Below are 24646 nucleotides of genomic sequence, written 5' to 3' on the forward strand. Positions count from 1 at the left end.
AACTTTTTGGGGGCATATCATATCATATCAGTACAACCCGGTTTTCTTTATTTTTCAGTAACGTCCCGCCGATAATCGAATCCGCCGTCGAATTTATTATGACGGATATCTATGTTTTTGACCCGTTCAAAAAGAAAGCGTTTTTTGTTCCAATGGAAGGCCGGATATTCCTGATTCTGCCGGATCGTATTTTTACGAAAGACAAATCCGTCCAGAGATTTGGCATATACGACCGGTTGGTCGAAAGTCTCGAAAAAGTTGTTTTCGATAATGACACCTTTACCCGGACCTCCGTGGAAGTATAATTTTTGGGCTTTCAGATCCGGAATTTCCGGATAGATGGAGATGATTGCATTGGTGAACTGGAACATATTCGTCAATGCGTTGATAAACCGGTTATTGCGGATGATGACTTCCCGGCAGGCTCCGGTTTCAAACCAGCCGTTACAGTCGCCGCAGAGCAGAATGGCGGTGCCGGAAGTATGGTCGAACGTATTGTTTTCGACGATGGTCTTTTTCGGTGTACTGAATAAGGCACCCCGGGCTCTGTTGTTACGGACTGTGTTATTGCTGAAAACAACTTCCGGAGTCCATTCAAGGTTTTCTATTCCGCAACCGGTTCGGGCATTGATGGCCGTATCTATGGGATGTTCGAATTGGATCAGGTATTCCCGGGCACCGGTTATCTCCTTTTTGTCATACGGATGAATCGTTTTGATTTTGTTGCCGTTCCCGACTAACTCCATGGTAGACGAGTTGACGAATTGAACGGCGTCGCCCGGCCGTCCCCATTCGAATCCCCAGGCTTGGTCGTGCATGTATCTCCCTACCAATGTGTTATTGTCCAAGCGCCGGATCACTTTCAGGTAGGTCCCGTGTATGTTGATGGCGTCGTCCATCATACCTTCATACAGTCCGTTTTTGGAGATGATTTTACCTTTGCATCCGGAAAAATGGGTCGCATCGGCCTGGGTGGTGAAGTAACGGGGATCGTTTTCCCCTTTCAGGCATACGCTGAAACCGTCTAAAGTGATGTTTTCGCACAATTGGGCCAATAGGCCCATGCCTTCTGCATAATGTACTTTTACATTTTGCAAACGGGTATTTCGGTTGTGGGAAAGAAACAGTCCCGGAGTCGGGCGATACCAGGTGCGCATAGCAATGACAGTTCCCGGTATGAGGCGTTTGTCTTTCCATTGCGGAGCCAGAATTGTACGGGGCGCTACTTCCTGAGCTCCCTGTGTGTTATAGAATAAATCGCTTGTATTGTATACGATGTGGCGGCTTTCGGCTTCAAAAGCAATTCCCGTAGATTGACGGGCTACCCAGCCTTCTCCCGTCGTTTCGAAATAACCTTCTTCTCCGATACGGTATTTTACCCACGGGGCTACTTCAAATGTGATCCCTTCCTGCGGATCATTTTTTAGCACTTTGATTTGGGCAATGTGGGGGTTTTCAAAATCGATACTGAAATTTTTCAGTGTACAGTTTTCCGAATTCAGCAGCGAAAGAGGAATCATACGTCCGTGAAAGACAAATTCGGAATGCTGACCGTCGATGGTGACATGTTTTAAATTTTCCAAAGCAATTCCGACAATTTTCGGGTTCACCTGGTCGTGGTTGGAAATATAATATTCGCGCCGGCTGGCTCCCGCTTCGTGGAAATCATATCTTCCGGCCGGAAAAATAAGGGTAATCCGATCCCCTTCGTGGTATTCGCCTTTTATGGTTTCAATCGCTTGGACCAATAGGGGGGAAGCATTTTCACCGCTGTTGGCTTTTAAACCGAAATCGGCCATGTTGTATACTTTGCTTTTACCTGTAGCTAGGAAAACGACACACATGAACAGAATACTTGTCAGTAAGTATTTTTTTCTCATATCCACTAGTTTAAATTAAAAAATCAGAATCACACTGCCACTTTATAAAATAATGGACAAAGATAACGGTTTTCTTGGATAATATATATTCCGAAACGAATTTGGCTATTGGAAAGATAATTCAGGTATCTCCAGGGGATTTAATTATTTTAAATAGGAGAAACCGCTAGAAGTAAAATAGAAAACGGAGAAGTAAAATTTTATTTACTCCTCCGTTTAGGATATTCAGCTAAATTTCTTAATTCTTTTTCTTCTTTTGTTGTTGTTCTCTGGCGCGTTGTTCCTGCATCCGTTGCATTTGTTCCAGACGTTCCTGGAATTTGGATTTTTTTACCGGTTTGGATTTTGCCAATTCGATCTGCCGCAACAATTTCTCATCGTTTACATAACGCTGGATAACCCATGTCTGGATGATCGTAATCAGCGTGGCAACGAAATAGTAATAACTCAAGCCGGAGGAGTAGCTGTTGAAAATAAACAGGAACATAATCGGCATGAGGTACATCATAGTCTGCATGCCTTTCAACTGATCGTTTTGCGGCTGGTTTTTCTTATTCATAATCATGTAGATGATATTGGTAGCTGTCATCAACAGGCAGAATAAACTGACATGATTACCATAGAACGGTATGGTGAACGGCAGAGTGGCGATGGAGTCATAGGAAGCCAGGTCGGTGGCCCATAGGAAACTTTTTTGCCGGAGTTCTATTGCACCGGGGAAGAACCAGAACAGGGCGATAAGAATCGGCATTTGCAACAGCATCGGCAAACAGCCTCCCATCGGATTTACACCGGCTTTTTTATACAAGGCCATTGTTGCTTTTTGGCGTTCCAGTGCTTTTTCTTTGGGGAATTTTTTATTGATTTCGTCGATTTGTGGTTTCAGTACCCGCATTTTGGCCTGTGACAAATAGGATTTGTAGGTTAAAGGGAAAAGTACCAGCTTAATGATCAACGTCAATAATAGAATGATCAAACCGTAGTTGGTCGTTACATGATTTTCCAAAAAGCCGAAAAGAGGAATCACAACATATTGGTTGAACCAAGCCACCCATTTCCATCCCAGGTTTACGAGTTTAGGTAATTCTATGTCGGCACCGTATTCTTTTAAAACAGGAAATGAATTCGGACCGAAGAAAAATTTCATATTGTAAGCTTCGTTGGCTTTTCCTTCGTAAACCAGAGGAATCTCTGCGTATACTTTTTTCAGATAACCGGGTTCATTGCTTATCTGGGTAGATAAACTGACGTCGGTAAACGACTCGCCTGCGATCAATACCGATGTAAAAAACTGTTGTTTGAATGCCACCCATTTAATTTTATTGGTCAACGTTTCTTTTTCATCGGATGTCATGGACATGTTTTCTACATCGTCGCTTAAGAAATCATAATACACTCCGGTATAGCGGTTTTCAAAATCCTTGCTTTTTTCCAATTGCGGCATATCGGCTCCCCAGAATAGAGTCAGGAAAGAAGAATTGGAAGCAATGACATCATTCATATTGTGGGTGAGGATACTGAAGTCGGCCATATAACTGTCCGGAGCCAGTTTATATAAAAATTCGACGTATTTATTGTCCTCGGAATAGAGTTTCAGCGATAATGTCTGTTCTCCGTTTTCGGCGTAGAGCACGGACTCAGTTGTATTGGGCTGAAACAGATATTTTTCGGTATTGACCTGTTTGTTGCGGGCGTAAAAATTCAGGCCGAACGTACTTTTGTTTTCGTTCCATAAAATAAGCGGCAGGGAATCGTGGGTGCAGTAGTCTTTTAAATCCACATTTACGATGCGCCCTCCCAGGGTACTGATCTGGAGCCGGATTTTGGCATTTTCCAGAGTAATGATTTTTTCCGTCAGACTATCTTGTACAAAGACTGTATTCTGATTTTGGGGTAACGAATCGTTTTGCCGGGCCAATTCGAAATCTTTCTTTTCCTGCTCGGCAACCTGTGCCGCTCTTGCTGCTTCTACGCGGGCGATGGAATCCCGTTGCTCCTGGGCACGTTGAAGCTCTGCTTCACTCGGACGAGTTAAATATGAAAATCCGATAAGGATTAAAAAAATAAGCACTAAGCCGAAAATGGTGTTTTTATCCATATTTAAAGGGTCTATAAATTTTTATGTTAAAGAAATCGGAGCTTTACGCGGAAAATAATCCGTAAATACTCCTGGTCTCTGGTGTATTAAGATATACAAGCTTTTATAAAGGCTACAAACAAAGGATGCGGTTTGATGACCGTACTCTTGTATTCCGGATGAAACTGTGTTCCGACGAACCATTTATGGCCGGGTATTTCTATAATTTCCGTCAGTCCGGTGTCCGGATTGATGCCGGTTGTGATCATTCCTGCTTTTTCGAAAGCTTCTTTATATTCATTGTTAAATTCGTAACGGTGACGATGTCTTTCTTCAATGGTTTTCTGTCCGTAAGCTTCATAAGCCTTAGAACCTTCTTTCAGTTCGCATTTGTAAGCCCCGAGCCGCATCGTTCCCCCTTTTTCCGTTATATCTTTCTGGCTGTCCATAAGATCGATTACCGGATATTTGGTTTTTGCCGCTATCTCGGTCGAATCGGCACCTTCCAGATTCAGTACATTGCGGGCAAATTCAATGACTGCCATTTGCATGCCCAGGCAAATACCGAAGAAAGGGATATTGTTGGTCCGGGCATAGTGAATAGCTGTCAGCTTGCCGTTAATACCCCGGTGGCCGAAACCGGGAGCAACCAAAATTCCGTGCAGATCTTTCAGTGTTGCTTCAACATTTGCTTCATTCAGGGCTTCACTGTGAATCCAATGGATATTTACTTTGCAGTCATTGACGGCTCCGGCATGAATAAAAGCCTCTGAAATGGATTTATAGGCATCGTGTAATTCTACGTATTTACCGACCAGACCGATTTGTACTTCCTGACGGTAGTTCTTTAATTTATACAAGAATTTTTTCCAGGAATCGAGATCCGGCTCACTGTTAAGAGGAAGGTCCAGTTTTTCGAGAACAATCTCATCCAGTTTTTCCTCTTCCATCTTAATCGGCACTTCATAGATCGTAGAAACATCTATCGATTCGATGACGGCTTCCGGTTGTACATTACAGAATAAAGCGACCTTCCGTTTGAGATCACTGTTTAACTTGTGCTCCGTACGCAGTACCAGAATATCGGGTTGTACTCCGATTTCCAACAGCGATTTTACAGAATGTTGTGTCGGTTTGGTTTTTAATTCGCCGGAAGCGGACAGGTAGGGCACCAGTGTCAAATGAATCAATACCGATTTTTCTCCCAGTTCCCATCTGAGCTGGCGAACTGCTTCGAGAAAAGGTAAAGATTCGATGTCGCCGACCGTGCCGCCGATTTCGGTAATGACAACGTCGTATTCACCTTTGCTGCCCAATAATTTGATGTTTCGTTTGATTTCGTCGGTAACGTGGGGTACGATCTGAACGGTTTTTCCCAGGTAATCCCCCCTTCTCTCTTTGTTGATGACGTTTTGGTAGATCCTTCCCGTAGTAATGTTGTTTGCCTGCGAGGTCGGACAGCCGGTAAAACGTTCGTAATGTCCGAGATCCAGGTCGGTTTCAGCGCCATCGTTCGTGACATAGCATTCTCCGTGTTCGTAAGGATTGAGGGTACCTGGGTCGATATTAATATATGGATCCAGTTTTTGATTAGCTACTTTATATCCCCTTGCCTGAAGCAATTTTGCCAGAGAGGAGGCGATAATACCTTTTCCTAACGAGGAGGCTACACCTCCGGTAACGAATACATACTTTGTTGACACGATTCAGAATTTTTAGTCTTTTCAATCAAAGTGACAAAGGTAATAAATTTAAAAGTGAAAAGTGAAAAGAAGGGCGGGAAAATGAACGAAAAATGCAGAGGGTAAACTCTGCATTTTCACATTTATTGTGTTTTAAATCAATGTATCGAGGGCTTTTAATTTTTCCTGTAATAAAGCCAGGCGTTGTTTTGTCTTTTCGATTTTATTTTTCAGCTCCCGGATCAAGCCTTCCGATTTATTGGATTTTGCTATGAACCCGATGTTGTTTTCCCAGGTATTGATATCTGTTTCCAACTGTCTGATTTTTATAACTAATTTCTCCCGTTCATTGATGATTTTGAATTCTTTGTTTTCATCTGTATCCAGTGCATTGATTTTCGCCCTGTATTTTTCCAGATTTTTATCGAATTCGTCCAGGTTCATTTTATCGAAATACGTGTTGATGGCATTCCTGAATTCATCCTGGAGGGAATCTTTGAATTTGATCGGAACATAACCGATTTCATTCCAGCGGGTCTGGAAGTCTTTCAGCTTTTGAATGTTTGCTTCCGTATTTTCGGACAATGTAAATTGTTTTACTTCTTCCAGCAAGGCTTTTTTCAGTTCCATATTTTTTTCCTGTTCGGAATCGATATCTTTAAAATGAGCCTTTTTATTGTTGAAGAAAGTGTCACAGGCTGCCCGGAAGCGCATCCAGACTTTATTGGAATATTTGCGGGGTGCTGGTCCGATTTTCTTCCATTCTTTTTGATAAGAAATAATTCTGTCCGTGGTGGTCTTCCACTCCGTGCTGTCCTGGATAGCCTCTACTTTTTCACATAGTTTGATTTTCAATTCCAGGTTTTTTTCCTGGTCAACCAGCATTTGCTTGTAAAATTCCCGTTTGCGATTGAAAAATTCGTCACAGGAGGCCCGGAAAGTTTTGAATATCCGGTTGCGTTCTTTTTGGGGAACCGTTCCGGAATGTTTCCATTCTTCCTGTAAATCAAGCAACGCTTTGGCTCCGTTATTCCATTCGGCAATTCCGTTGTATTCGGCAGCAGCAATAACCGCTGCTTTTTCACAGATTTCTTCTTTTACTTTCAGGTTATTTTCCTGTTCTTGCTTTAAGGTCTCGAAAAAATTGTGGTAGCTTTCATTGATTTTGCCGGTGGCCGTTTTAAAACGCTCCCAGATAGGTTCTTGCTGTTCTTTGGGGATCGGACCGATCTCTTTCCATTGGGCATGCAAAAACTGTAATTGTTTGAATGCTTCGTTTATGTCGTTTTTCTCAATCAGTTGTTCTGCTTCTTCGCAGAGTTTGATTTTGGCATCCAGATTTTTCTTTAAATCCAGATCCCGTAATTCTTTATTGATCTTGATGTAATTGTAGAAATTTTCTACGTGATGATGGTAGGTTTCAAGTAAGTTATTTACCTGGCCTTGAGGAACAAGCCCGGTATTCCGCCAGCGTTCCTGTATGTCTTTGAATTCCTGGAATGTTTTATTGAGAGCTTCCTCTTTTTGAACGAGTTCCTTCAATTCTTCGATTAGCTGAAGTTTGATCTCCAGATTCTTTTCCCGTTCAGCCTCTGTTTGTTTAGCCATTGCCACCTTTTTGTCTTTCAGACTTTTACAGAGGTTGTAAAATTTCTCCTTGGCATCATTTTTGTATTTGAAATCGGTGGCAGGAGTCCCGTCGGCGGTAAAGTCTGCCAATGCCTGATCGAATTCTTTCTGATACTGCTTCTCGAATATGTCCGGAAGATGATCGGTCTTTATTTGCCCCGGAGCGTATTGCTCTATCAGTTTTTGTAATTCAGAAACAATCTCCTGGGTACTCAATAACGTGAAATCTACATTCGGGATTTCAGGTTTATCCGGAGATTCTGCGGTTTCTGACGATAATTGTTCCGGAACATTGCTTTCCGTTTCGTTTGCTGGTACTTCGGAAGTATTGTTCAATTCTTCGTTCAGTAACGTGTTGTCTTGCTCCATAGTTTGTATGCCGTGTTAGAATTCACTATTATATTAACATACGAAATTAGTTAAATTCTATGAGAAAGACAATATTTGACCCGAAAAAGTCAAAAATGGTTTTAAACGAACTAATCCAGCATCAGGCTGATATAGGCCGGATAATGGAAAACAAGTTGGGTTAGTTCCTGTATATCCAATGATAGATCAGGACGTTGTACGCCTGCGCCCGTCCGGAAAACCTGACCGTTTTTCAACCGGTAATATCCGTTGTTAAAAGGAAGCTGCTTGTCGGATAAAAAAAGCAGGACAGATTGATGGGGATGATTGGCCGCATAGATACCGAGTACTTGGCGGGCGTCGATGATCCGTGCCATTCCTCTGCGGCTGCTGTGTCCGGAACGTGCCGGCACTTTACAGCTGATCTCATTCGTATGCCATATTCCGGCCGCTGTATTCAACAGAGCACTTTTCTCTTCTTCGGAATCATACAGCAATTCGTTGATCCGGATATTATCCGTGGTGGGAAGAGTGAAAGCCATTCCACCCGGTTGTCCCGAAGGATGCCGGAATACCAGTAAGCTTCCGCCTGAAAGGTATAAGTCTTCCAGAATGATATCGAAGTCTTCGGAGGAATGCTGTACGCAATTGGGACGACGTAGCATATTCCGGTTGAAATACTTGTATAATTCCTGGCGTTGTGCGAGCGTTTGTGCAGCGGTCAGTGCAGTTACGGCAGGATGCTTATGGTAGACGGGTAAATAATAATTTTCGGATGTGTACCGGAACACCGGAGCATAACCCGCCTGGCTGTAATAGTCGTATAACCAATCCTCCTGGGGAATCAGTATGCTGAAAATGAATTTCCGGTTTTTCATGGTGAAAAACGCTTCCGTCAGCAGCTTTTGCATCAATCCTTTATTACGGGCATCGGGATGTGTCGATGCCCCGGAAATATAAGAAACCGGAACTTCTTGCTGATTCCAGGTCATTGTATAAGGAAGCATTTGCAGGACGGAAACGATTTGTCCGTTTTCTTCAATACCGATTGTATTTTCATCCTTGTATTTCCGTTCGAAATAAAAACGGATAAATTCCTCCGTGTCATTGAAGCAAATGCGCCAAAGGTTAATCGTACCTTCTTTGAGTGTTTCTATTTTTTTATCGCTATGCATTTTTCCAATAATATGTCAGGATGGTATGAGAGTTTTGCCTGACGTAACCCCGGAAGCCCGAGGTCTTCTTCCCGGTTGATATAGAGATATTGCTCCGGAAGATGGGCGGCAAATTCTTTATTGATGATGCTGTATGTACCGTCTATTTTCATCGTGGCTTTTTCAACATGTGTTGCAAATGTGGTTTCATTGACTGGAGAGCCGAAGGTGAAGGCAAGCATTTTATCACCGACCCATATCGCTCCGCCCAAAAGTCCTAGTTCTTCATAGTGATGGATGTTATAGGTCAATGCCCGGCGTTCGGCTTTCATGCTTGCCTGTACGACGTAGTCGTGCTCCATGCACCAGCGGGATTCAAGTTCGAGACATTGAGGTAGCATCTCCGGTGTCAGCATTGTATAACGATATACGTGCTCTTTTACAAATTTGTTGACATGGTTTCTCTTGGGTTGGTAATATTTCCCTTTCAATTCCGCTAATGCCGAGCGGCTATAGATGTAATCGGCATAATCCCGGTGTATATCATATTCGAAAAGTGTCGGATAGTATTTTTCGAGTTTATCCCGGGTGTCCGGATAAGGACCTTGCAATCGTAAAGGCTGACCTTCTGCTGAAGCTTCCCGTTCCAACAGGTCGATGACATGCATGATGTTACCTTGTCCGATAGGCATTAGGTAAATGACTCGGTTGTCTTCCATACGAAAACGGATGACCAGACAATTTTCAACCTCGGCGAAGCTACTGTCATTACTGAAATGCCACGCGCACAAATTAGCAAATGAAAAATCACAATCCTGTGGAGCGTAAGTCAGCGTATATGAAGTAATGAGGTTTTTATCTTTTAGGGTAATTGGTTTAAAATCAATCATATATATGTGTGCAGAAAAATAAACATTCTTTTCGTTCGATAATACGAAATTATCTGATTTTAGGTTTAGTTCTGTGAAAAGAAATATATTTTTTTACGCAAACGAAATAAATTCAACGATTGAATTGTAGAATTTAGACCGGACTTCCAATTCTCCCTGTTCCGAAAAAACGATCGTAAATTTTAAATCCTATTCGGTTTTCTTCAGTACCAAGGCAAATCCGCCTCCCGGAGCTTCCTGTATGACAACTTGCTTATCCGTTGTCAATTCGAATTCCTCCCGCTTGTAGTCTCTTCCGCTACGGTCTGCATTTATACCGTCTTTAAAGAGGATAGCCTGATATTTATCGTTGCCTAAGAAATTGAGATCGAGCGTCGTTTCCCGGGGGGTCCAGTTGGTCAGGCCTCCGATATACCAGTTTGCACCTTTACGCCGGGCAATGGTTACGTATTCTCCGATTTTCCCTTCCAGAACACGTGTTTCGTCCCAGATAACGGGTATGCCGGCGATAAATTCCAGGGATTCTTTTTCACGGAGGTAGTTGCTGGGATTGTCACACAACATATTCAAAGGGGATTCAAAAATAATGTAGGTCGCTAACTGACGGCAGCGTGTACCCTGACTCATCGGTTCGGAATATACCGGCGCATAAGCACCTTTAGCTGCATTCCGCATAGCTCCTTGTGTGTAGTCCATCGGGCCGGCCGCCATGCGAATAAACGGAATAGTAACGTCGTATGTCACAAGGTCTGTAGAAGCCGGAGCCCATTTGGCATTTTCCAGGCCGAATACACCTTCATTGTTGAGCACATTCGGATAAGTGCGTTGTAAGCCCGTCGGTTTATAAATGCCGTGTAAATCCAATACTAAATTATAACGGGCTGCCGTCGCTGCCGCTTCATACACAAAATCAACGACTTGCTGGTCGTCCCGGTCCATAAAGTCAACTTTAAATCCTTTTACACCTATATTGGCATAATGTCTGCATACATTCTCCATATCTTTGCGGAAAGCTTCGTAACCGGCCCAAAGGATAATGCCGACTTCTCTGTCCATGGCATAATTGACCAGTTCCCGGATGTTTATTTCCGGTATGACTTGCAACAGATCGGCCTGTTTGTTTACCGCCCAGCCTTCGTCCAGAATCACATATTCGATACCGTTGCGGGAAGCAAAGTCGATGTAATATTTATAGGTGTCGTTGTTGATGCCGGCTTTGAAATCCACGCCGTCGATATTCCAGTCGTTCCACCAGTCCCAGGCCACTTTTCCCGGTTTGATCCAGGTGATGTCTCCGATGCGGGAAGGTGAGGCCAGACGATACACCATGTCGCAGTCTGCCAGTTGCTTATCGTCGGTGGAAATGACTGCAATTCTCCAGGGGAAATCGCGTTTTCCCTCTACTTTTGCCATGTACGGTTCCCGGGCTGTAACCAGTCCTTGCAACATATTGTGACCGCCTTGTACAACCGTCTTGGGGTAGGGGGCAAATACGCCGGTCAGGGCACGTTCTTTTTGCCCGCTGTTGAGATATAGTCCGGGGTAACTTTCGAGATCCGCCTCTGTGATCAATACTTTTCGGTTCTGTTCCAGTTCTACGACAAGGGGCAGGAACATCAGTTTATCTTTGTTTAACCGGGAAATAGAGGTGTGAGTATATGTATTTTCAAAGGAATTGAAAAATTGAGTTTCGAACGATTTCTCTTTGTCATGGCGGGCTTTTACATAAGGTACAATGGTATTGTAATCTTTATCAAAGCAAAAAGCGGCTTCTTCATTCACAATTGTAAAAGCCTTGTCTGCCAGATTCCGGAAGCGGTAGGCGACGCCGTCGTCGTAGACCCTGAATACCAATCCCCAGTTGCCTTTGAATGTCAATGTCAACTGATTGTAAATGTCGGCAACTTGATTTTTTTTATAAAAAGGGGCTGTGATGATGTTGTCGGCAGTTTGTTTGCTTGTTTTCTGTATGCGGGCATTTTGTCCCCAGATTTCTCCGTTCCCCAGCGTGACAGACAGGGGAGACGGAGCAATAATGGTTTGGTCTCCGGTCTTTACACTCCAGGTAATAATATTTCCGATTTCTACGGTTAATTGCAACCGTCCGTCGGGGGAAGTGATCTGTTCCCGCTTTTGCGCCTGCGTTGAAACGATTCCAACGAATAAGAGAAAAGAAAGTATAATTTTCATAAATAGTCGTTTTTATGAATTCTGAATTGGAAATTTTAACCGGATGTTAAGTGGTTAAAGCACACTTCGCTGATTGAAATTTGTAAATTTCCTTATGCAAATTAATGTAAAAATCAGGATAAATCAAAATTTTACCGTTTTCCGGGCAAAATAAGTCCGTATTTGGATATGAGTAGGAAAGGCTTTATCTTTGATAGCTGAAATGAAACTTATGCTCTCTTATATTTTATATGGCCTGATCTGGCTGGTAAGTTTTTTGCCGTTGTGGTTATTGTACTTGCTTTCGGATGTCTTGTATTATATTATATACTATGTTGTAAGATATCGCCGGGAAGTGGTGTGGGTTAATCTGCGTAATTCTTTTCCGGAAAAAAATGAAGCTGAATTGCGGAGAATCGAGCGGCGCTTTTACCGCAATCTGTGTGATTTTTTCGTAGAAATGTATAAGCCCTGGCATATGTCGGAACGGGCGATCCGCCGCCGTTGTGTATTCAAGCATGTCGAAATATTACAGCGTTATTTCGATGCCGGAAAAAGTGTGATAGGAGTATTGGGACATTATGGAAACTGGGAATGGATGGCGTCTTTTTCGTTATGGATGAAAGGAGATGTTGATTTTTATACCTTATACAAACCGCTTCATGATAAGGTGATGAATCGCCTGATGATACGTGTCCGCTCCCGTTTCGGGGCGAAGCCGGTTCCGAAGAAGGAGGTATTCAGACGGCTGGCCCGGGATTGTCAGCAGGGACATTTGTTTTTGGCCGGTTTTATCGGAGATCAGACTCCCGATAGCGGTAATCTGAATTTTTGGATGGAGTTTTTGCATCAGGATACGCCGGTATTGGAAGGAACAGAACGGATTGCGACGAAATTTAATCTTCCGGTTATTTCTTTACGCATGAGGAGGGTGAAACGGGGATATTATGAGGTCGATTTCGTGAATTTGTGTGAAGAACCTGTAAAACTGCAACCCGGGGAATTGACTCGGATGCATATGCGCCTGTTGGAACAGCAGATACAGGAAGCCCCTGAATATTGGCTGTGGTCCCATCGCCGATGGAAACACAAGCGGAATGTAAATCGCTGATGGTAAATTGTTCCGGAGTATTTTCCTGCAGAATTCACATTTTCAACTTTTAAATCTCCGAATTTTCAAATCTTGAATATATGGCACGGGTAGCGGTAATTATTTTAAATTGGAACGGCCGGCATTTGCTGGGAGAATATTTGCCGTCTGTTATCCGGAATACGAATCCGGCCTTGGGACGGGTTGTCGTTGCCGATAACTGCTCTACGGATGATTCATTGGCGTTACTAGCTGACGGATTTCCGGATGTGGATGTCATTCGGTTCTCTGAAAATTACGGTTTTGCCGGCGGATATAACCGGGCGATTGCACAGGTGGAAGAAGAGTATGTCGTTTTGTTGAATAGTGACGTAGAGGTGGCTCCGGGATGGTTAGAACCCATGATAGCTCTTTTGGACGGAGACTCCGGACTTGCGGCCGTCCAGCCTAAAGTACTTGCCTGGAAGGAAAAGAAACGGTTTGAATATGCAGGGGCCTGCGGCGGGTATATCGATAAGTGGGGATTTCCTTTTTGCCGCGGACGTATATTGGATACGACGGAGAAGGATGAAGGGCAATATGATGACGTGGCTGAAGTATTTTGGTGTACCGGGGCGGCTCTTTGTATCCGCCGGGACGTCTATTTAACCTGTGGTGGCTTGGATGAGCGTTTTTTTGCCCACATGGAAGAAATCGACCTTTGCTGGCGTTTGCGTAATAGGGGGTATACTTTGAAAGTTGAACCTGAATCTGTGGTTTATCATTTGGGAGGGGGGTCTTTACCGATGAATCACCCGCGTAAATTGTTTCTGAATTATCGTAACAATTTACTGATGATGTATAAAAATCTGGATGCTGCGAATTGGCGGCGGGTTATATGGTGGCGCCGTTTACTGGATTCGGCGGCGTTTGCACTTTTTTTGTTAAAAGGACAATGGGCCAATGCCCGTTCTGTGTGGAAGGCTTACCGGGCTTTTCGTAAATTGAAAAAAGAATATACTGAAGGAACGGGAAACCGGAAAGATAAGTGTATCTATAAAAAAAGTATTGTGTATGCTTATTTTATCAGGAAAATGCGTCGTTTTTCGGATTTGCAACAAGGGTGGAGATAAAAAATAATGTGGAAAGTAAACCTTTCGATCAGATATTTGTCAATATAAAGAGAATAGAATAAAATTTCCGGCATGGAGGACAAGGAGATTATAGAACTTTTTCATCTTAAGAATAAAAAGGAAGAAGCCTTTCGCTTGCTTGTAGATGAGTATAAGGAAAAGCTTTATTGGCATATCCGGAAAATTGTGCTCAGTCATGAAGATTGCAACGATATTCTACAGAATGTTTTTGTAAAAGTATGGCAGGGATTGAAAGAATTTAGGTATGAAGCGAAATTGTATACCTGGATGTACCGGATTGCGACGAATGAAGCGATTAATTTTCTGAATGAAAAGCGGCGGAAAGTATTTGGAAATTCGTCTGAAATTACGGATGTATTGGAGAATACGCTTGAGAGTGACCCTTGGTTTTGCGGAGACGAAATTCAGGCAGAATTGCAACGGGCTATTTTAAAATTGACGGACCGCCAACGCTTGATATTCAATATGAAGTATTTTGACGATATGACGTATGAAGATATTGCAGAGGTATTGGATGTTGCGGTAGGAACATTGAAAGCGACGTATCACAATGCCGTGAAAAAAATAGAAGAAAGTATGCGAATAGCCGATAACTGTTTCTGATGGTTCAACCTTAAAATTTGGAGCAATGGAAAACTTTGACGATAAATATAAAAAGAAAAATCCTTTCTCGGTTCCGGATGGATACTTCGATCATTTGACGGATCAGGTGATGGAACGGGTTAAAGAGGAGAAAAAGCCCCGGCGGACAAGTTTTGTACATATACTAAAGCCTTATATCGGTTTGGCTGCCATATTTTTATTGGCCCTGTTTGTGGTGCAGATTGTCCTGCCCCGTTTTATAGATAACTCCCGCATGCTGAAAAAGGAAAGTACGGAAGTTGTACAGGAGGCAAATGACAGGAAAGAGGATATAGAGCTGGATAGTAGTTTTAATCCAACCAGCGAGGAAATATTGGAATATCTTTCAACGGAGGTGAATAGTTATGATTTGATTTATGCTGAACTTTATTAATAGGATGATGAAATATTTGTTAATAATTATAGGTTTGTTGTCGGGTACGACACTATGGGCGCAAAATAATAAATTGAGTGAAGAAAAGCGCGATGAATTCGAGGCTCAGAAAGCTGCATTTTTTACGCAGGCTTTGGATCTTACACCTCAGGAGGCTGTCTCATTCTGGCCTTTATACAACGAGATGTTTAAAAAAATCCGGGAAAAAGATATGGAGATGCGTAAAAAAGCGAAGGTCATGCGGGAGACCAAAAACCTGACGGAAGCCGATGCACGTAAATATGTCGAGGGGTCTTTGGCTGCGGAACAGCAAATGCTGGATATCAAGAAACAATATTATCAGAAATTACTGGAAGTTATCCCGGCTAAAAAAATTGCGAAATTGGATTGGGTAGAACGTAAATTTCACAGGCAATTGTTGGATAAAATGCGTAAATGCTCGCAGCCTTCCAAATAAGCCGCGAAGATTTGCGGACCATCGTTAAAAAAATGATGCAAAAGTTTGCTGATTTAATTTAAAGCACTACTTTTGTGGACGCAATTCAGCACAGAACATCAAGGAGAGATGGGTGAGTGGCTGAAACCAACAGTTTGCTAAACTGTCGTATCCGATTAGGGTACCGGGGGTTCGAATCCCCCTCTCTCCGCCGAAGATTAAGCCAAAAACAAGAAAAATCCCTGCTAATCAATGATTGGCAGGGATTTTCTCTTTCCGGCAGATAGCCCAAAGGCAAAAATTTGCACACTTTTCGGGAGACTATCTTCCGGAGTGCTATAAACGGGGGGACGGGTATCTAATATTTACAATGATTTTATGGTTCCGGAGGATATAAATTGTAAATATATTTCTACCTTTACCGCTGTAAACAACGTGAGTTCATTCAGATCATTCTCTTCTGTGTATTTTTTTCGGAGTTTTAGCTCTGATTCTTTTCATTGTAGAACTAGACCGGTATAAGCTTTCTTTGTTCGGCGAATAAATGCCCCGATAGGTTCATGGTATGAATTAAAAAAAGGGGATATGTCAAATTTCAATGATTATGTAGATATGAGATCATTTTTTATTGGTAAATATGAAATTAAATTACCTATTATTCAAGGAGGTATGGGTGTTGGTGTATCGTTAAGCGGTTTGGCCTCTGCAGTTGCTAATGAAGGCGGGGTCGGAGTTATTTCGGCTGCCGGCTTGGGGTTACTTTATCCGCAATTCGGGGGAAATTATCTGGAGAAATGTATTTTGGGACTGAAAGAGGAAATTCATAAAGCCCGGGAAAAAACACAGGGGATAATAGGAGTTAATATTATGGTTGCCCTTTCTAATTTTTCCGATATGGTGCGGACGGCTATTGCCGAAAAAGCGGATATTATCTTTGCCGGTGCCGGCCTTCCCCTCAATTTGCCCTCGTTTCTGAATAAAGACAGTAAAACGATGCTGGTTCCTATTGTTTCTTCTTCGCGGGCAGCACAGGTGATTTGTGAAAAATGGGAAAACAATTACCATTATCTTCCGGATGCGCTTGTTGTGGAGGGACCTAAGGCTGGAGGACATCTCGGTTTTAAAAGCGAACAGATTGAAGACGAGCATTATTCGCTTGAACATCTTATACCTGAAGTGGTTGAAGTCGCTAAAACCTATGCCGGCAGAAAAAATATTCCGGTTATTGCAGCCGGAGGGATATCTACACCGGAGGATATTGCAAAATTTATACACTTGGGAGCTTCGGCTATACAGATGGGGTCGGTTTTTGTCCCGACCGAAGAATGTGATGCTTCCATTGAATTTAAGAAAGTATATATTGATTCGGGAGAAAAGGATATTCGTATTATCCAGAGTCCGGTGGGTATGCCCGGACGTGCTTTTGACGGTGAATTTATCCGGAAGGTGGCTGAAGGAAAAGAAAAACCGCGTTCATGTCCGTTTCATTGTATAAAAACATGCGATTATACCAAAAGTCCTTATTGTATCATCAAAGCCCTGTATAATGCGGCGAAAGGAAACATGGCGAAAGGGTATGCTTTCGCGGGGAAAAATGCCTATCTGGCCAGTAAGATAAGTAGTGTAAAAGAAGTTATCGAAAAACTGAAATCCGGTTTTTCTTTGGCTTAATAATGGCGGAAATGCTTTTTTTGCCTTATTTTATTGACGGTGAGTGGTAGTAAAATAACTGACCGTGAAATGGCAAGTACATATTGGATAAGGTTATTGCATATCGGAAAACAGGATTGAATACAATTGTAAATTCTTGATAATTAAGGATATCTTTTTGTTATTGAGGTGTTTGCAGATGAATTGAGTCCCGGGTATATCTGATTCTGACATTTCGGATTATTTTATATTTTTTATAAACATATCCTGTCGTGATGCCCGGCTTTTTGCTAAATTCGTTTTATGATAATCAGTGCCAGCCGAAGAACCGATATTCCGGCCTTTTATTCACCGTGGTTTTTTAACCGGATAAAGGAAGGATATGTACTTGTCCCTAATCCGTTTGATGTTCATCGGATCAGCCGGATTAATCTATCGCCAGTTGTGGTGGATTGTATTGTTTTCTGGACGAAGAATCCGGCTCCGATGCTCGATAATCTTGAATTATTGAAAGATTATAAATTCTATTTTCAGTTTACTTTGAATCCTTACGGGAGTGAGCTTGAGAATAATTTGCCCCGGTTTCATAAACGTATCGAAATATTTAAACGGCTTGCCGATAAGATCGGCCGGGAAAGAGTGATTTGGCGTTATGATCCTATTTTAACGAACGGGATCTATACGGTGCAATTTCACCGGGAAAAATTTGCAGAGACAGCGGAATTGCTGAAAGAACATACTGAAAAATGTATGCTCGGATTTATCGATCATTATCGTCACATCCGGTCTGCTGTCGGTAAATTCAATATACGTCCTTTATGGTCTGAGGAAATCAGACAAATGGCTGTTTCATTCCGGGAGACAATAGATGCTTATCCTGCGATAACCCTGGAAACCTGTACCTCGAAAGTCGATTTATCGGCTTTCGGAATTTCTGCCGGATTGTGTGTGGATAACAGGCTTGTCGAAAAAATTACGGGATACCCCATTATAGCCCGTAAAGATAAAAACCAGCGTAATATTTGTGCTTGTGTGGAAAGTATAGATATCGGCACTTATGAAACCTGTTTGAACGGATGTATCTATTGTTATGCTATCAAAGGAAATTATGCCACAGCCCGGCGTAATTCGGCAAAACACGATAAAACATCTCCTTTGCTTATCGGTCGGCTGAATGAAGGAGATATCGTCAAAGAACGCGAAGTAAAAAGTCTTCGGACCGATCAACTCTCCTTATTTTGATGATGAACAAAATTACAGAATGATCTTTTAACGCTCTGTAATCTGCCTTTAAAAATTCTCTAATTTATTTTTTACTTTATGCTGCAATGAAGCTGTCCGTTTTATTTTATTTGCATCCGGATCGTTTGGCGTATTTTTTAAGGGTGTATTTTAAAAAAATACATTTTTAAGTAAATATACCTGTATTTTATAGGGGTATTATTATTAAAATAGTATATTTGTATCGATATTTCAATAAAAAATGGGGGAGGTGATGAAATAAATGATGTTTTTGATGAAATATCGGGCCGTTTTTAAGAGGGGTGAAATTTTCAGTTATTCATGGTATAAGAAATAAGATTTTACGAATATGGAGAAAAATCGGAAAATCGGTTTTTTGACTTTCAGGAAAGTAAGATTGATAACAATCCGTTTTACGACTGAAAATTGTAATATAGGTGGAATTGAAAACCATAAAGGGGCGAATACGGCCTTGCTCGATTCTGTCGATATGTCGATACCGCATGCGATCGGTAAAAAGGGTGCTGTTCAGCACCCTTTTGTTTTTAATATAACTTACTGCTTTATATTGTTTACTACCTTAAAGTTTATTTTATGACTACGTTACGTTTTAAAATGGTGGAAGAAGCCATCAAAAGAAAAGCTCTGGAAGTAAGTGCTCCGGTTGGTCCGGGCTCGGAGTATTTCGGAATGAATGTATTTAGCCGGGAGAAAATGGCGAAGTATTTGCCGGATAATATATTCCGGGCGTTGATAGATACGATTGATAACGGTATACCCTTGGTCCGGGAGATTGCCGACGATGTGGCACAGGGAATGAAAAAATGGGCGATAGGGATGGGAGCTACTCACTATACCCATTGGTTTCAGCCATTGACAGGGGGAACTGCGGAGAAGCACGATGCTTTTCTGGAATTTGACGGAAAAGGGGGGATGATAGAAGAGTTTTCAGGTAAGTTATTGATACAACAGGAGCCGGATGCCTCGAGTTTTCCCAACGGAGGAATTCGTAATACTTTCGAAGCCCGGGGATACAGTGCCTGGGATGCTGCTTCCCCGGCGTTTATCGTAGATACGACACTTTGCATCCCGACGGTATTTATTTCTTATACGGGAGAGGCTTTGGACTATAAGGTTCCTTTGCTGAAAGCAGAGCATGCCATAGATAAGGCGGCGACAGAGGTATGTCGTTTGTTCGATACTTCCGTATCGAGAGTGGTTTCTTATCTGGGATGGGAACAGGAATATTTTCTGGTAGATGAAGGATTGTGGGCGGCTCGTCCGGATTTAATGCTGACGGGGCGGACTTTAATAGGACACGAAAGTGCTAAGAATCAGCAGTTGGAGGATCATTACTTCGGAGCCATTCCTACCCGTGTAATGGCTTTTATGAAAGATTTGGAGTTTGAATGTTTGAAGTTGGGTATCCCGGTGAAGACGCGTCATAATGAAGTGGCACCGAATCAGTTCGAGTTGGCTCCTGTTTTTGAGCGTATGAATCTGGCAAACGACCACAACCAGTTGCTGATGGCTGTTATGAAAAAAGTGGCTCGCCGGCATTCTTTCCGTTTGTTGCTGCATGAAAAACCTTTTAAAGGGATCAATGGGTCCGGTAAACACTGTAATTGGTCATTGGGTACAGATACAGGGGTGAATTTATTGGCCCCGGGAAAGACTCCGCAGGAGAACTTGCAATTTATTACGTTCTTGGTCAATATTCTGATGGCGGTATACCAGCGGAACGGTTTGTTGAAAGCCAGTATTTCGAGTGCGACGAATGCTCATCGTCTGGGTGCTAATGAGGCGCCTCCTGCTATTATTTCTTCTTTTTTAGGTTCACAGCTCACGAAGATTCTGGATCAGATAGAAAAAAGCGGCCTTGAAAGTTTGGTAAAGATGGGGGAAAAATCGGAGTTTCATTTGAAAGGTATTGCACATATTCCGGAATTGTTGATCGATAATACAGATCGTAACCGTACTTCGCCGTTTGCTTTTACGGGAAATCGTTTTGAATTCCGTGCTGTCGGGTCTTCGGCGAATTGTGCTAAAGCGATGATTGTGCTGAATACAGCAGTAGCCTGGCAGTTGAATGTGTTTAAGCAAAGTATGGATGTATTGATGTTGAAAGGAGAAACGAAAGAAAATGCGATTTATTCGTTGTTGCAGGAGTATATAAAAAAATGTCGTGCGATTCGGTTTGATGGAAATGGATATGGAGAGGAGTGGAAAAAAGAGGCGGAAAAAAGGGGATTGGATTGTGAGACTTCCATCCCGGTGATTCTGGGACAGTTTGTTACTCTCGAAGCGGTAAAGATGTTTGCTGAGACTGGAGTACTTACCGAAAAGGAATTACAGGCGCGTGAAGAGGTATATCTTGAAACTTATACGAAAAAAATACAGATAGAGGCACGGGTATTGGGTGATTTGGCGATCAATCACATCGTTCCTGTTGCGGATCGTTATCAGAATGTGCTTTTGGAAAAGGTAGAACGGATAAAAAGGCTTTTTCCGGAAGATAAAGTGAACGTATTGGCGAAATACGATTTGGAAATGATAGAGCGTTTATCGGTTCATATTACAGAGATTCAACTGGGGGTAGAGCAGTTGTCCGATAATCGAAAAAGTGCCAATAGGCTCGGTAATCAACGGGAAAAAGCAATGATGTACCAAGATACGGTAGTGCCTTTATTCGAAAAGATCCGATACCATATTGATAAATTGGAATTATATGTTGACGACGAATTATGGACACTGCCTAAATACAGAGAGCTGTTGTTTATCCGTTAGGGATTGGTTAAGTAAAAGAATAGGGTATAAGATGAAAAAAGGAGAGGTATATGGAGATCGGACGTGGTGTTTGAGGCGGAGTAGTCAGGTATGTATTGATGAATAATGTTTTTGTGAATTATAATGGAAAGAAATAAGGAAAATCAGGACTGGCTTCGGATTGCGTCTTCGATTCGGGACGATTTATACCGGTATGTGCAGGAACATGCTCTTCGGAGTTTGGTGTTGGGGGTTTCCGGTGGGATCGATTCGGCTCTGACAGCGGTTTTGGCATCGGAAGTATGTAAAAAATCGGGAATCCCCTTGATCGGGCGCAGTATTCCGATCGAGACGAATACTACAGAGGAAAGAGTGCGTGCACGAAAGGTGGGAGAAGCCTTTTGTGCAGATTTCCGGGAGGTGGATTTAACTCGTTTATATACAGAGGTGAGGGAAACTGTAGAAGAGGTGAACTGTACGGTTCCAACCCGGGAAGATAAGGTTAGACGGGGGAATATAAAGGCCCGTTTGCGGATGATCTATCTTTATCATTTGGCGCAACAATACCGGGGGATGGTATTGAGTACGGACAACCGGACGGAATATATGCTGGGATTCTGGACTCTGCATGGGGATGTCGGTGATTATACGCCTTTGTTCGGTTTGTGGAAGACCGAGGTATATGCTTTAGCGGAAACGTTGCTGGAACAGGAAAAGGATGTGAGGAGGAGCGAAGCTTTGGAGTCGTGCATACGGGCTTTGCCTACGGATGGATTGGGAATTACCCGGAGTGATGTGGAACAATTGGGAGCAGTGGATTACAGTGAGGTAGACATGACGTTGATGAGGTGCTGCCGCGGAGAGTTGGGAAGTGGTAATGAGATGGTCGTCCGGCGTTATCTGGATTCGGAATATAAAAGAAATAATCCCCGGGTGATTGTCCGGGATAGATTAGGGTTGAATTCGTAAAATTTGAAATATGAAATTTACAAAAATGCAGGGGGCGGGTAATGACTATGTATATGTCTATGGCTTCGGGAAGGATGAGCGGGGAATAGGCGATTTGGTGCGTAAGGTGAGCGACCGTCACCGGGGAATCGGATCGGATGGCATGATATTGATCGATCCTTCGGATAAAGCGGATTTCCGGATGCGGATGTTTAATGCAGACGGAAGCAAGTCGGCCATGTGCGGAAACGGAATTCGTTGTGTTGGAAAATATGTTTATGATAAAGGATATACAACGAGAACGGAGATCGATATTGAAACGGAGGCCGGAATCAGGCATCTGACGTTGTTTCCGGTAAACGGTAAAGTGAAGTGTGTAAAAGTCGATATGGGGGTGCCCATATTGAAGGCGCGTAATATTCCGGTAGATTACGAAGGGGAAAAAGTCGTGGATTTGCCCTTTCCTCTGGGGGAACGGGAGTTTCGTATTACCTGTGTCTCTATGGGGAATCCGCATGCAATTCTGTTTGTGGAAGATGTGGAGACGATTGATTTGGAAGGAATCGGTTCCCGGATGGAGTGTCACCCTTTTTTCCCGGAGCGAACGAATATCGGGTTTGTACAGATTGTTTCGCCGGCAGATTTGAAGATGAGAGTATGGGAGAGGGGGACGGGGGAAACAATGGCTTGCGGTACGGGGGCTTGTGCTTCCTTGGTCGCGGCGGTATTGAATAAGAAGGTCCGGCCACATGCTCTGGTGCATTTGAAAGGAGGCGATCTGGAGGTCGAATGGTATCCGGACGGACATGTGTATATGACAGGAGAGGCCGAAACGGTATTCGAGGGAGAGTGGGGATGTATATAAAGTGTATTTTATGTTGAATTTGGATGTTTGTGTATGGTTTTAATAAATGAGTCGTTTTTGAAGTTGCCGGAAAGTTATTTATTTTCGGAAATCGGAACGAGGATAAAACGTTTTAAAAAATCACATCCGGAGGCCGAGGTTATCCGGTTAGGAATCGGGGATGTGACCCGTCCTTTGGCGCCTTCGGTAATCAGGGCTTTACATGAGGCAGTAGATGAGATGTCCGGCGTTGATACATTCCGGGGGTATGGCCCGGAGCAAGGTTATGAATTTCTGAGGGAGGCCGTCGTTGCGAATGATTTTCATGTACGGGGAATCGGGTTGGATGCGGATGAGGTATTTATTAACGACGGAGCAAAAAGCGATCTCGGTAATTTTACGGACCTATTGGGAAGAGAAAACCGGGTAGCAGTGACGGATCCGGTGTATCCCGTGTATGTCGATACGAACGTTATGGGAGGGCGTGCCGGAGAGTTGTCGGATGACGGTCGGTGGAGCAATATGCTTTATTTACCTTGTACTGCAGAGAATGGATTTGTTCCGGAACTGCCGTCTGTGCGTCCGGATGTCATATACCTGTGTTTCCCGAATAACCCGACAGGTACGACATTGACTTTTGAGCAATTGAAAAGGTGGGTGGATTATGCATTGGAACATGACGTGTTGATATTGTTCGATGCGGCTTATGAAGCTTTTATACGGGATAGGAATATTCCGCACAGCATATACGAGATCGAAGGAGCGAAAAATGTGGCCGTCGAATTCCGGAGCTTTTCAAAGACGGCCGGTTTTACGGGCTTGCGTTGCGGATATACAGTGGTACCCAAAGAATTGAAAGTACGATGGAACGGGGAGCCGGTGGGATTGAATCGTCTGTGGAACCGTCGTCAGTGTACTAAATTTAACGGTACGCCTTATATTGTACAACGGGCGGCAGCGGCTGTGTATAGTTTGCGGGGACAGCAGGAAATAAAAGAAAATGTAGCTTATTATATGGAAAATGCGGCGATTATCCGAAAAGCATTGCTGGAGGTCGGATACGAGGTATATGGAGGGATGAACGCGCCGTATATTTGGTGGAAAGTCCCGCAGGGAGAGACTTCCTGGACCTTTTTCACCCGGCTTTTGATGGAATGCCATATTGTCGGTACTCCCGGAGTCGGATTCGGACCGAGTGGCGAGGGATATCTTCGGCTTACTGCGTTCGGTGAACGGGAACAGGCATTGAAGGCGATAGATCGGATCCGCAAGTGGTGAAGAGGATTTCTTAAATATACTTTTGGCCTTATCGGTGGTCTTATCATAACCGATTTCTCCAAACCGGAAAGAAAAAACTTACCCGGGCAAATGCTTTTTGTCCGTTACCGGCTTGCTGGCCGGAGGACACAGAGGATTTTTCCTCTGTGTCCTCTGTTTTATTCGTTATACCGGATGGCAATGCTCGGACTCCTGCTGTTGTAAATATTCCAGCCATACTTCCAGCCAGTCGTCTTCTTTATAGTTGATTATTTCCAAAGTTTTATCCTTGTCTTCAAAAGATTTGTTGTATTCTTCAATTTCTTGAAGTTGTTCTTTTTTCCATGTTTCATTTTCGATATACATGTCCCGGTAAAGATAACCGATGACCATGCCTAGAAGTAATGCGATAATTGTTGTACATATTGTTTTCATA

At 43.0% G+C, this 24646-nt stretch carries 19 protein-coding genes and 1 tRNA gene; 12 read left to right on the top strand and 8 right to left on the bottom strand.

Going from position 1 to position 24646, the window contains the following annotated elements; translation table 11 throughout:
- Nucleotides 1-47 precede the first annotated feature (47 nt).
- The 7 genes from DD657_RS01255 to DD657_RS01285 all read right to left on the bottom strand — a co-directional run bounded on the left by DD657_RS01255 (nt 48) and on the right by DD657_RS01285 (nt 11850).
- Entirely contained in the window at nt 48-1844 is a 1797-nt protein-coding gene (locus tag DD657_RS01255; protein WP_227461774.1) for a right-handed parallel beta-helix repeat-containing protein, read from the bottom strand.
- Nucleotides 1845-2118: 274 nt separating this feature from the next.
- The gene (gene yidC / locus DD657_RS01260) at nt 2119-3978 is read right to left on the bottom strand and encodes a membrane protein insertase YidC (protein WP_068690573.1); all 1860 of its coding nucleotides are present in this window, start codon (nt 3976-3978) and stop codon (nt 2119-2121) included.
- A gap of 86 nt (nt 3979-4064) precedes the next feature.
- Complete coding sequence (pyrG, locus tag DD657_RS01265; protein WP_021988270.1) at nt 4065-5660, bottom strand: CTP synthase; 1596 nt, start codon at nt 5658-5660, stop codon at nt 4065-4067.
- 132 nt (nt 5661-5792) lie between these two features.
- On the bottom strand, nt 5793-7637 hold the full coding sequence (locus DD657_RS01270; protein WP_287048117.1) for a DUF349 domain-containing protein: 1845 nt from the start codon (nt 7635-7637) through the stop codon (nt 5793-5795).
- 110 nt (nt 7638-7747) lie between these two features.
- The gene (locus DD657_RS01275; RefSeq protein WP_021988272.1) at nt 7748-8791 is read right to left on the bottom strand and encodes a GNAT family N-acetyltransferase; all 1044 of its coding nucleotides are present in this window, start codon (nt 8789-8791) and stop codon (nt 7748-7750) included.
- Nucleotides 8770-9660, bottom strand: coding sequence for a DUF2156 domain-containing protein (locus tag DD657_RS01280; RefSeq protein ID WP_021988273.1), 891 nt, complete (start codon nt 9658-9660; stop codon nt 8770-8772). The genes DD657_RS01275 and DD657_RS01280 overlap by 22 nt, the downstream gene beginning before the upstream one ends.
- Before the next feature lie 189 nt (nt 9661-9849).
- The gene (locus DD657_RS01285) at nt 9850-11850 is read right to left on the bottom strand and encodes a retaining alpha-galactosidase (RefSeq protein ID WP_287048120.1); all 2001 of its coding nucleotides are present in this window, start codon (nt 11848-11850) and stop codon (nt 9850-9852) included.
- 211 nt (nt 11851-12061) lie between these two features.
- Between DD657_RS01285 and DD657_RS01290 the strand changes: the two genes are divergently transcribed.
- The 12 genes from DD657_RS01290 to DD657_RS01345 all read left to right on the top strand — a co-directional run bounded on the left by DD657_RS01290 (nt 12062) and on the right by DD657_RS01345 (nt 24231).
- Nucleotides 12062-12940 carry a lysophospholipid acyltransferase family protein gene (locus DD657_RS01290; protein ID WP_287048122.1) on the top strand — a complete coding sequence of 293 codons (879 nt, stop codon included), beginning with the start codon at nt 12062-12064 and terminating at the stop codon, nt 12938-12940.
- Nucleotides 12941-13020: 80 nt separating this feature from the next.
- A complete protein-coding gene (locus DD657_RS01295) occupies nt 13021-14031 on the top strand; it encodes a glycosyltransferase family 2 protein (RefSeq protein WP_287048123.1) in 1011 nt (336 codons plus the stop codon).
- A 63-nt stretch (nt 14032-14094) separates the two neighbouring features.
- On the top strand, nt 14095-14655 hold the full coding sequence (locus DD657_RS01300; RefSeq protein WP_202668898.1) for an RNA polymerase sigma factor: 561 nt from the start codon (nt 14095-14097) through the stop codon (nt 14653-14655).
- A 25-nt stretch (nt 14656-14680) separates the two neighbouring features.
- On the top strand, nt 14681-15067 hold the full coding sequence (locus DD657_RS01305) for a hypothetical protein (protein ID WP_068690565.1): 387 nt from the start codon (nt 14681-14683) through the stop codon (nt 15065-15067).
- Between the two features lie 7 nt (nt 15068-15074).
- Complete coding sequence (locus DD657_RS01310; RefSeq protein WP_021988279.1) at nt 15075-15524, top strand: hypothetical protein; 450 nt, start codon at nt 15075-15077, stop codon at nt 15522-15524.
- A 102-nt stretch (nt 15525-15626) separates the two neighbouring features.
- Nucleotides 15627-15714: transfer RNA gene (locus DD657_RS01315), tRNA-Ser, on the top strand.
- A 401-nt stretch (nt 15715-16115) separates the two neighbouring features.
- Nucleotides 16116-17174, top strand: coding sequence for an NAD(P)H-dependent flavin oxidoreductase (locus tag DD657_RS01320; protein ID WP_068692228.1), 1059 nt, complete (start codon nt 16116-16118; stop codon nt 17172-17174).
- 282 nt (nt 17175-17456) lie between these two features.
- Nucleotides 17457-18395: a DUF1848 domain-containing protein gene (locus tag DD657_RS01325; RefSeq protein ID WP_287048126.1), complete on the top strand. Its 939-nt coding sequence runs from the start codon at nt 17457-17459 to the stop codon at nt 18393-18395.
- Between the two features lie 594 nt (nt 18396-18989).
- On the top strand, nt 18990-21182 hold the full coding sequence (locus DD657_RS01330; RefSeq protein WP_118773254.1) for a glutamine synthetase III family protein: 2193 nt from the start codon (nt 18990-18992) through the stop codon (nt 21180-21182).
- Between the two features lie 123 nt (nt 21183-21305).
- Entirely contained in the window at nt 21306-22130 is an 825-nt protein-coding gene (gene nadE, locus DD657_RS01335) for an NAD(+) synthase (RefSeq protein WP_273134924.1), read from the top strand.
- Between the two features lie 10 nt (nt 22131-22140).
- Entirely contained in the window at nt 22141-22974 is an 834-nt protein-coding gene (dapF, locus tag DD657_RS01340; RefSeq protein ID WP_287048130.1) for a diaminopimelate epimerase, read from the top strand.
- Nucleotides 22975-23007: 33 nt separating this feature from the next.
- Complete coding sequence (locus tag DD657_RS01345) at nt 23008-24231, top strand: LL-diaminopimelate aminotransferase (protein WP_118773257.1); 1224 nt, start codon at nt 23008-23010, stop codon at nt 24229-24231.
- Between the two features lie 165 nt (nt 24232-24396).
- Here the strand turns inward: DD657_RS01345 and DD657_RS01350 are convergent, their stop codons facing one another.
- Complete coding sequence (locus DD657_RS01350) at nt 24397-24645, bottom strand: hypothetical protein (protein WP_021986888.1); 249 nt, start codon at nt 24643-24645, stop codon at nt 24397-24399.
- Nucleotide 24646 lies beyond the last annotated feature (1 nt).

Origin of the sequence: Culturomica sp., from assembly GCF_003524185.1 — a bacterium.
GTDB classification, from domain to species: Bacteria; Bacteroidota; Bacteroidia; order Bacteroidales; family Marinifilaceae; genus Culturomica; species Culturomica massiliensis.